9 protein-coding genes and 2 pseudogenes are annotated in these 9518 nt (G+C 40.5%); 6 read left to right on the top strand and 5 right to left on the bottom strand.

Annotated elements, in window-relative coordinates; genetic code table 11:
* On the top strand, nucleotides 1–192 hold a 192-nt coding region (locus ACE1AQ_RS14505), incomplete at its 5' end, for a hypothetical protein (protein WP_374808652.1).
* Here the strand turns inward: ACE1AQ_RS14505 and ACE1AQ_RS14500 are convergent.
* On the bottom strand, nucleotides 172–420 hold the full coding sequence (locus ACE1AQ_RS14500; protein ID WP_110545940.1) for a DUF433 domain-containing protein: 249 nt from the start codon (nucleotides 418–420) through the stop codon (nucleotides 172–174). The two genes, ACE1AQ_RS14505 and ACE1AQ_RS14500, sit on opposite strands and share 21 nt — an antisense overlap.
* A 278-nt stretch (nucleotides 421–698) precedes the next feature.
* On the opposite strand from ACE1AQ_RS14500, the gene ACE1AQ_RS14495 reads away from it, so the two are divergent.
* From ACE1AQ_RS14495 to ACE1AQ_RS14475, 5 genes and pseudogenes are all read left to right on the top strand, one after another.
* Nucleotides 699–1784 carry a lipopolysaccharide assembly protein LapB gene (locus ACE1AQ_RS14495; RefSeq protein ID WP_110545939.1) on the top strand — a complete coding sequence of 362 codons (1086 nt, stop codon included), beginning with the start codon at nucleotides 699–701 and terminating at the stop codon, nucleotides 1782–1784.
* A gap of 161 nt (nucleotides 1785–1945) precedes the next feature.
* On the top strand, nucleotides 1946–2284 hold the full coding sequence (locus tag ACE1AQ_RS14490; protein ID WP_002735894.1) for a XisI protein: 339 nt from the start codon (nucleotides 1946–1948) through the stop codon (nucleotides 2282–2284).
* A 74-nt stretch (nucleotides 2285–2358) separates the two neighbouring features.
* A pseudogene (locus ACE1AQ_RS14485) lies at nucleotides 2359–2478 on the top strand (YgiT-type zinc finger domain-containing protein); the annotation flags it as partial.
* 20 nt (nucleotides 2479–2498) lie between these two features.
* Nucleotides 2499–5369: a tetratricopeptide repeat protein gene (locus ACE1AQ_RS14480; protein ID WP_253257780.1), complete on the top strand. Its 2871-nt coding sequence runs from the start codon at nucleotides 2499–2501 to the stop codon at nucleotides 5367–5369.
* Between the two features lie 70 nt (nucleotides 5370–5439).
* Nucleotides 5440–5769, top strand: coding sequence for a polyhedral envelope protein (locus ACE1AQ_RS14475; RefSeq protein WP_110545938.1), 330 nt, complete (start codon nucleotides 5440–5442; stop codon nucleotides 5767–5769).
* A gap of 199 nt (nucleotides 5770–5968) precedes the next feature.
* On the opposite strand, the gene ureC is transcribed toward ACE1AQ_RS14475, so the two are convergent.
* From ureC to ACE1AQ_RS14455, 4 genes and pseudogenes are all read right to left on the bottom strand, one after another.
* Nucleotides 5969–7678 (bottom strand): urease subunit alpha, encoded by a 1710-nt coding sequence (gene ureC, locus ACE1AQ_RS14470; protein WP_002735350.1) that lies wholly within the window; start codon nucleotides 7676–7678, stop codon nucleotides 5969–5971.
* An 81-nt stretch (nucleotides 7679–7759) separates the two neighbouring features.
* Entirely contained in the window at nucleotides 7760–8656 is an 897-nt protein-coding gene (locus tag ACE1AQ_RS14465) for a polyphosphate kinase 2 family protein (RefSeq protein ID WP_002761380.1), read from the bottom strand.
* Between the two features lie 178 nt (nucleotides 8657–8834).
* A pseudogene (locus tag ACE1AQ_RS14460) lies at nucleotides 8835–9178 on the bottom strand (XisI protein).
* Nucleotides 9179–9182: 4 nt separating this feature from the next.
* Nucleotides 9183–9398 carry an element excision factor XisH family protein gene (locus ACE1AQ_RS14455; protein WP_110545937.1) on the bottom strand — a complete coding sequence of 72 codons (216 nt, stop codon included), beginning with the start codon at nucleotides 9396–9398 and terminating at the stop codon, nucleotides 9183–9185.
* Between the last annotated feature and the right edge of the window lie 120 nt (nucleotides 9399–9518).

The raw sequence follows: 9518 nt of genomic DNA, 5'->3' as shown, positions 1-9518 counted from the left end.
AGGCTAATTATAAATTATACAGAGGTAGCAGCGGCTAAGTCTGGGTACTGGCAGTGCGGGACGGTGCTATGGCGATTTGATTACCCTATTCAGAAATCTTTGTCAAGTACAATTTATACCAAATTAGATGAGCTTACCCTGGCAGAGAAATCCCCATATCGGCTAGAAACTCTATCTCCATTGCTCGATTAATTCAAAATGATGAACTTGTTCTCTGGCTAACCAAGAAGCATATAATAAACATTGGTGAATATCTTCTCTTTCTAGGTCAGGGTATTCCTCTAATATTTCCTCTATCGGCTTTTCGTTAGCAAGTAGATTAAGAATTAAAGAAACAGGAATACGCATTCCTTGAATACAGGCTTGACCTGCCATAATTTTGGAGTTAAAAGTAATTCGGTCTAATTGTTTTAAGGTCATATAGTTTCCAGAAATATGAAGATGATACCTGTGGTAATTTTATTATAGCTAATTCTATAGTTGCGAGTGGAAGTGGGAAATTACTCCTTCTGTGAGGGTGCAAAGCTTGTCTCCAACCCCACAGGGAAGATTAGGGAATGGTGAGGTTTTAAGTTGTAGTAGTATAGTATAACAAGTTAGACGAGAAAACGGTTTTTTTTAAAAACCCGTTTTCTGAAATCTTATGCTAAAGTTCAACAACGAACCTAATTAAAGCCAAACCCCAATTGATTCTAGTCATGAATAAATTTCTCAAACTCTTTACCCCCATTTCCCTGATATTAATTACGGTAGGATTTCCGGCGGCGACTTTTAGCAACACTGTTGGAGTTAACACAATTTTTCAGGTAAAAGGGAAAGTTACCGTTAAAAAACCACAATGGAAAAAACCCCTTCCCGCTTCTGTCGGACTTACCCTCAGTTTTGATGATAAGTTAGAAGTGGCAGCTAATGCTTCAGTTAAGGTTTATTGTAGTAATCAACAGACTTGGACGGTTAAAACAGGAAAGTATATTGTTTCTAGTGGCTGTCCTCGGGGAAATCCTGTGATTCGACTTCTCAATAGTAATAATCTTACCATCCGTCCCCCAGGAAATAAAGAGAAAGTTTTAGCAAAATTACCTTATCTAATTACTCCCCGTGAAACGAATATTATTACCAATCGTCCTTCACTGCGGTGGAATGCTGTTCCGGGTGCAACTAATTATACTATCAAAATAGATGGGGTTAATTGGGAAACGCAGACAAATAAAACTGAGATAGTCTATCCCGGTGAACCTCCTCTGAAAACAGGAGGGCTATATCGAGTAATCATAGAAGCTGATAATGGTGCGTCTTCTAGAAGTGATGCAGTAGTCGGGTTTAGAGTATTAGATGAACAGACTAAAAAAACGGTTTTAGATGCTGTTAAAGCTGTTCAACAGCAGCAATTATCCCCAGAGGAAGCAGGGTTAGTTTTGGCGCATCTCTATCGAGGTTATGAGTTGTATGGGGATGCGGTTGAGGTATTAGAAGGATTGGTGAAGCAAAATAGTCGGGTTGCTACGGTTTATCAACTGTTAGGGGATACTTACCTTAAGATAGGGTTGCCTCAGTTGGCAAAAAAACCTTATGATAAGGCGTTAAAACTGGCAACAAATACGCAGAATTTGTCAGTGCAAGCGGAGATACAAGCGGGTTTAGGAATAGCTTATCGTCTCTTGGGGAGTAAGGATGAGGCGATACAGTGGTTAACCAAGGCGAAGGGGACTTATAATCAGTTAGGAGATATTTCGCAGGTTCAGGAATTGGCTAAAACAATTAATGACATTTTAAGGAGGGAGTAAGGATGAAAGTTATAGCACTCCCGTAGGGGCGAAGCATTCGGGCAATAACCTATCGCTGAAACCGTAGATTTCTTATCCGAATGCTTCGCCCCTACAACTTATTTGAAATTACTATAAATTATTGATGATGGCTACTACTTTTGTACGGAGGTAATTACACAATGGATAAAGATAAACTCATAAAATATCGTCAAGCAGTGCAAAATTTGTTAAGTCGCTATGTAGCAGAAGATGTTACCGGTGAAGACGTAGAAGTACAATTAATATTTGATGTGGAACGGGATCATTATCAGTGGATGAATGTAGGATGGGAAGGTTTAAAACGAGTTTACCGCTCGATTGTTCATTTTGATATTCGTGATAATAAGATTTGGCTACAACAAAATTTAACGGAATTGAATCCAGCAGAAGATTTAATTTCAATGGGTGTTAAGAGGGAGGATATTGTTTTGGGACTGCAACCACCTTATAAACGGCCTTATACTAATTATGGTACTTAAAACAAATTCTCCTTGTCCCCTTGTTCCAAGGCAAAGCCTTGGAACACAATATCTAAGGCTCTGCCTTAAAGTAATGTTATAACTGTGGTGAGGTTGTTTTTAGTAGTGAAACGGCAGAAAAAATCAGAATTTTACTACAGCGAAAGGCTCAACCCGACAAATCTATTCAAGTTGATGTTTTTGCCTATCAATAAACTCTAGGGATAAAAAACCAATGAAAGTATCAATCAAATCAGGGATAGCGGTTGTCGTCATTACCGGGATGATGGGATTATCGGGAGTCATGTTAAACCCAACGGTGGGACAGGTGATTTCTCAGGTTTCTGCGCAAGACCAAGAAGCCTTAGCCGAAGTACAACGCTTATATCGGCAAGTTGTTGAGTTATATCAGCAAGGGAAATATAATGAGGCGATACTGTTAGCAGAAACAGTGTTAGAAATTTATAAGAAAAGTCTCGGAGAAGAACATCTTGGTACTGCCACTATTCTTAATGATTTAGGAATACTTTATCAGTTTCAAGGTAAGTATTCTGAATCTGAACTCTCTTTACAACAAGCTTTAGCCATCAGACAAAAGCAGTTGGGAAATAATCATGTTGATATTGCGCTGAGTTTGACTATTATGGCAGATCTTTATCGGCTTCAGGGAAGATATAGCAAAGCAGAACCTCTCTATCAACAAGCTTTAGATATCTATAGAGAAAATCAGAAACATAATCATCCTGACACTGCCACCACGATGAATGGTTTAGCATCTCTTTTCCAGTCTCAAGGTAGATATGACGAAGCTGAAACTGTCTATCGACAAGCCTTAGAGATCAGACAAAACCTATTGGGAGAAAATCATCCCGATACTGCTACTAGCCTTAGTGGTTTAGCAGTGCTTTATCGCCTTCTAGGGAGATATGTAGAAGCCGAAACTCTTAACTTACAAGCTTTATATATCTACACACACAAATTTGGCAAAATTCATCCTGCTACTGCTGTTACCCTCAACAATTTGGCAAGACTTTACGAGTCTCGGGGAAAATACAAGGAAGCTGAACTTATTTATACACAAGCTTTAAGCATCTACAGAGACAAACTGGGAAATCATCATCCATTTACTCTTACGAGTCTCAATAATTTAGCAGGACTTTACGAGTCACAAAGAAAGTATGCCGAAGCCGAATCCCTCTACCAACAATCTTTAGCCATCAGAAAACAACAATTAGGGGAAAATCATCCTGATACGGCTACCAGTTTCAACGATTTGGCATTACTTTACAAGTCTCAAGGAAGATACAGTGAAGCCGACCCCCTCTTCAAACAAGCATTAGCTATCCATAAACAACAATTAGGAGACAACCATCCCGCTACCGCCACCAGTCTCAACAATTTGGCAGGACTTTACTGGTCTCAAGATGATATTCCTCAAGCCATTAATTATCTCAGCCAAGGACTTGCAGTAGAAGAATACAACCTCTCAGAAAATCTAAAAATGGGGGATGACAAGCAAAAACAAGATTATATGAATACGGTTTTAGGGACGACTAATTCGGTGATTTCCCTCAATCTTCAAGCTGCACCCAATAACCCAGAAGTAACCCGTCTCGCCTTGAAAACTATCTTAGAACGTAAAGGACGAATTTTAGATGTTGCAACCAATAGCTTACAAATTCTCCGACAACGTACTGATGACCTCGAAAGTCAACAATTATTGACTCAACTGATTGAAGTTCGGACTCAACTATCTAACCTAACTTTTAAAAAGCCTGAAGATATTAAAAACACAGAAATTTACCGTCAACAACTTGACGAAGTTACCGAAAAAGCAAAAGAAATAGAAAATAAAATCGGTCGTCGTAGTGCCGAATTTCGTAGCCTATCCCAACCCATTACCCTGGAAGGTATTCAAAAGCTAATCCCTGCTGATGCTGCTTTAGTTGAAATAGTCCGCTATCAACCTTATAATCCTAAAAATGATAGCTTTGGTAATCCTCGCTATGCTGTTTATATTCTCTATCCAAATGGTGACATCAAAGCCAAGGATTTAGGGGAAGCTAAACCGATTGATGACAAATTAATTTACTTCCGTGACAATCTTGCAGACGCAGAAACTCCTCTCCCTCAACTGCAAAAATCAGCGCGTCAACTTGATGAGATATTGATGCAGCCTATCCGTCAATTATTAGGCAATACTAAAACAATTCTGCTTTCTCCTGATGCTGCACTTAATTTAATTCCCTTTGAAGCTTTAGTAGATGAAAATAATCAATACTTGGTAGAAAATTATCATATTACTTACCTCACTTCTGGACGGGATTTACTGCGCCTTAAAGATAGATTTGCTAGTCAACAATCTCCGCTCATTGTAGCTGATCCTTTCTACGGTAAAGCAGGGAAAAAAGTCGCTCTCACTCGTTCCATCGACCTGTCTGAGTTTACTTTTCCCGGTCTTCCGGGTACAGAACAAGAAGCTAAAGCGATTAAAAATATCTTACCTCAAGCCACTGTTTTAACTGGTTCTCAAGCCACAGAAAACGCCGTCAAACAAGTGAAAAAACCGAATATTCTCCACATCGCTACCCATGGTTTTTTTAAACCAGAAAGCAATTTGAGTGAACGCAATCCGGGCGAACGCAATTCGCCCCTACAAGGTGAACGTAATGTTATTGAGAATCCTTTATTGCGTTCTGGGTTAGTTTTAGCAGGAGTTACAATCGGTCAAAGTGCAGGAGATGATGGGGTTTTGACTGCTTTAGAAACTACCAATTTAAACTTAGTCGGAACCAAATTAGTTGTGCTTTCCGCTTGCGATACGGGGAAAGGAGATATTAAAATCGGTCAGGGAGTTTATGGATTGCGCCGCGCTTTAGTTATAGCAGGTAGTGAAAGCCAATTAATTAGCCTTTGGAAAGTATCTGATGACGCGACTAAAGATTTAATGGTTGCCTATTATGGACGCTTACAAAAAGGAGAAGGACGCAGTGAAGCTTTACGACAAATTCAACTAGGAATGCTCAAGGGTGAGAAGCAAAAACATCCTTTTTATTGGGCCAGTTTTATTCCTTCTGGTGATGCAACTTCGATGCAATTTGACTGATTAAGGGTTAGGAGTTAAACTTAGGGGTGAAATTATTGGTATCACAAACAATTACTAGGAGAGTCACACAATGGCAACATTTACAGAAAACGACCTCAAAGAATTAAAAGACTTTATTGTAGGACAATTCAAAGAAGTTAATGACAAAATAGACAAGTCATCTGAACAACTTAATGGCAAAATAGACAGATTATCTGAACAACTTAATAGCAAAATAGACAAGCTATCTGAAGAAGTGAATAACTTAAGAGTTGACATAGCAAATATTAAAGGAGAATTAACAGGCGTGAATAAACGACTAGATAACTTGGAATTTACTAATCGAACCATCTTTGTTGCTATTGTTACTGCACTAATGGCAGGATTGGTTAAGTTATTTTTCCCAAATTGGCTCTTCTAGGTTCTGTGTGATAAGTTTAACTTACAATATGATCGATCAATCTTTGTGTCCTTTGTGTCTTTGTGGTTCGTTCCACCCCCTCGCTAGGAGGAATGTATCTTAGAATACATTTTACCCACCAAATCCAAGAAAGTCCCAAATTTTCCTATAAAGAAAAGAAAACGGATTTTTTCAAAAAACCCGTTTTCTGAAATCGAATTCAAAATAAGAAATAGCGTTGAGCCATGGGTAAAACCGTAGCCGGTTCACAGATTAATAATTCGCCGTCAGCACGCACTTCGTAGGTTTCGGGATTAACTTCCATGCGCGGTAAAGCGTCATTTAGCTTCATACTAGCCTTACTGATATTGCGCGTATTCGACACGGCCACGGCGGTTTTTTTCAGCTTTAACTTCTCAGGAATGCCCGCTTTCATAGCATATTTAGAAACAAATGTCAAGGAAGTTTTGGCGATCGCACCACCAAAAGAGGCAAACATGGGACGCATATAAACCGGTTGCGGTGTGGGAATACTGGCATTAGCATCGCCCATTTGCGCCCAGGCGATTAAACCGCCTTTCAGGACAATTTCCGGTTTTACGCCAAAAAATGCCGGTTTCCAGAGAACCAAATCGGCTAATTTGCCCACCTCGATGGAACCGACATAATCGGAGACACCATGGGTAATAGCAGGATTAATCGTATATTTAGCAATATATCGTCTTGCCCGCAGATTATCATTCTCTCCCGTTTCCCCGGTCAGTCTGCCCCGTTGTACCCGCATTTTGTGGGCAGTTTGCCAAGTGCGGATAATTACTTCCCCCACCCGTCCCATCGCTTGAGAATCGGAGGAAATGATGCTAAAAGCCCCTAAATCGTGGAGAATATCCTCGGCGGCAATAGTTTCGCGGCGGATGCGGGATTCGGCAAAAGCCACATCTTCGGGAATACTCCGGTCTAGATGATGACAAACCATCAACATATCGAGGTGTTCCTCTAAGGTATTCGTCGTATAGGGACGCGTGGGATTAGTAGAGGAGGGTAAAACGTTCATTTCCCCGCAAACCCTGATAATATCGGGAGCATGACCACCGCCGGCCCCTTCCGTGTGGTAGGTGTGAATGACGCGATTTTTAAAAGCGGCGATAGTGGCCTCGACAAAACCGGCCTCATTGAGAGTATCGGTATGAATCGCCACCTGCACATCGTACTTATCGGCCACGCTTAAACAGGTATCAATGGCTGCCGGAGTGGTTCCCCAATCTTCATGGAGTTTTAAGCCAATTACCCCCGCTTTTACCTGTTCCGCTAGTCCTTCCGGCTGACTGCTATTGCCTTTACCCAAAAAACCCAAATTCATCGGGAAAGCTTCGGCGGCCTCTAGCATTCGATAGATGTTCCATTCTCCCGGGGTGCAGGTGGTGGCATTAGTTCCCGTCGCAGGTCCGGTCCCGCCACCAATCATCGTGGTAATCCCCGACGCAATCGCTGTCTCAATTTGTTGGGGACAGATAAAATGAATATGGGCATCAATCCCCCCTGCTGTCAAAATCATCCCTTCCCCGGCTAATGCCTCGGTAGCAGGACCGATAATAATATCGACATTATCTTGAATGTGGGGATTGCCCGCTTTACCGATTTTATAAATTTTGCCGTCTTTAATGCCCACATCAGCTTTAACGATGCCCCACCAGTCGAGAATTAAGGCATTAGTAATCACCAAATCTACCGCCCCATCTTCCCTAGAAATGGGGGATTGGCCCATCCCATCGCGAATTACTTTACCGCCGCCGAATTTTACCTCATCGCCGTAGGTGGTGAAATCTTTTTCGACTTCGATAAATAATTCCGTGTCTGCCAGGCGAACTTTATCTCCGACGGTGGGGCCGTAGGTTTCTGCATAGGTGCGGCGATCGATGCGATAATTCATAGGGGTAATTCTCTCAAATCGACATTGATTATACGATCGATTTTCCGGCAATTATCGCTTTTTCGGGATTTTCTTCCATTTTTAATCTGGCTCATTTTCCAGGATTTCTTTGGCTTTCAGTAAAGCTTGGTGATGTTCTTCGGTAACGGTGGGATATTTTAAACCAAGGGATTCGAGGGTGTGATAAATAACCGCCCCCACAGCTAAACGGGTAAACCATTTGCGATCAGCCGGGATAATATACCAAGGGGCCCATTCGGTACTGGTATGATTGAATACCTCCTCGTAGGCTTTCATGTAATCACCCCAAAAAGCCCTTTCTTTGACATCATTTTCGGAAAACTTCCAGTTTTTTTCGGGGCGATCAATTCTTTCTAAAAATCGTTTTTTCTGTTCTCCTTTAGAAACATTGAGAAAGAATTTCAGGACAATAACCCCATTGTTAACCAGATATTTTTCAAAATTATTAATCTCCTCAAAACGTCGCTGCCAAACTTTCTTGGTTCTGTCTTCTGGGGGGAGTTTTTGCCGTTCCAATAAATTTTGATGGACGCGCACAACTAATAATTCTTCGTAGTAAGAACGATTAAAAATACCGATACGACCCCGCTCCGGTAAAGCTTTATAATATCGCCAGAGATAATCGTGATCTAGTTCTTCGGCCGAGGGAACTTTAAAGCTAAATACCTGACAGCCTTGGGGATTTAAGCCCGACATAACGTGTCTGATCGTACCATCTTTACCCGCCGCATCCATGGCTTGCAGATTAATTAAGAGGGCATAGGTATCCTGGGCATAGAGTTTATCTTGAAACTCGGCCATTTTTTCGATTCCCTGTTGCAGCAGCAAAGTGGCATCTTCTTTGGTAATATAGTCTGGCTTAAACCCGGGATCGTAGTCTTTGTGTAGAGAAATTTCTTTACCCGGTGGCACGATTAAGGATTGTAAAAATGCTTGGCGATCAATTTTGCTGACCATGCTCTTCTCCTTGATTGTTTTGACCCTTAAGATTACATTGTAGCACTTTTGCTCGGAAAATATCTAACTCTTGAACCGGCGAGTCAAGGATGAACTGGCAGAAATGACCTAGAAACAAGTATATTTAAATACTCGATTTTAGCGACTCCTCATCTGACGAGAAAGTAAAGAATAATTTTTAGGCGATCGCAAATTCGGTAAACTGACGCACTTCGGGAGGTTGAAAAGCTAAAACTATCTCACTGCTGGGAATTCCTAAGCGCATTAATTCCGTGGCGATACCTGCTTCTGTCCAATCTTCTTCAATATAAATTTTGTCATTTTTTAGACGAAGATAAACGGAAATTGCTTTAATTCGTTTGCCATTTTTCCAGCCAATATTAAACCAAAGATATTGGCTTCTATTATGGTCAAAAATCAATATTTTTTTTCTATGTCTTGATCGGGTACTTGTGAGGAAATTTCTGCATATTCTGTGAGAATTTTCTTGATTATGCTTTGATAATAATTTAGTTTATCCATTGAACTATTCCTCCTGATTAGTGTCAACAATTAACAATAAAATTTGATACTTTTGCAAGATTATTTGTATGGCAGCTTGAGCGAAAAACTTTTCATAAATTTCTTGTCCGATTAAAAAAATAAAGAAATTAATACATACAAGATATTTATTACAATGGTTCTTCGTTACTTGGTATGGTTCGATAGGGTGGCATAAATCGACTAAATCCTTATCTGGCAAGAGATTTAATTGATTAGTTCGCTCCAGATCGCAAACAATTGACAAAAATCGCAGTAATGTCTGTTTCTATAAGGGTTTCATCCCTTATAACCCCGTCCATTGCATAAGACAAACCGAAGA

Origin of the sequence: Microcystis sp. BLCC-F209 (genome assembly GCF_041928595.1) — a bacterium.
Classification (GTDB): domain Bacteria; phylum Cyanobacteriota; class Cyanobacteriia; order Cyanobacteriales; family Microcystaceae; genus Microcystis.
This window is presented reverse-complemented; position numbering and strand designations above follow the sequence as displayed.

Excerpts from the sequence above, each read along its gene's own strand:
- ACE1AQ_RS14500 (WP_110545940.1), bottom strand. The coding sequence starts at position 420 with ATGACCTTAAAACAATTAGACCGAATTACTTTTAACTCCAAAATTATG.
- ACE1AQ_RS14495 (WP_110545939.1), top strand. The coding sequence starts at position 699 with ATGAATAAATTTCTCAAACTCTTTACCCCCATTTCCCTGATATTAATT.
- ACE1AQ_RS14490 (WP_002735894.1), top strand. The coding sequence starts at position 1,946 with ATGGATAAAGATAAACTCATAAAATATCGTCAAGCAGTGCAAAATTTG.
- ACE1AQ_RS14480 (WP_253257780.1), top strand. The coding sequence starts at position 2,499 with ATGAAAGTATCAATCAAATCAGGGATAGCGGTTGTCGTCATTACCGGG.
- ACE1AQ_RS14475 (WP_110545938.1), top strand. The coding sequence starts at position 5,440 with ATGGCAACATTTACAGAAAACGACCTCAAAGAATTAAAAGACTTTATT.
- ureC (WP_002735350.1), bottom strand. The coding sequence starts at position 7,678 with ATGAATTATCGCATCGATCGCCGCACCTATGCAGAAACCTACGGCCCC.
- ACE1AQ_RS14465 (WP_002761380.1), bottom strand. The coding sequence starts at position 8,656 with ATGGTCAGCAAAATTGATCGCCAAGCATTTTTACAATCCTTAATCGTG.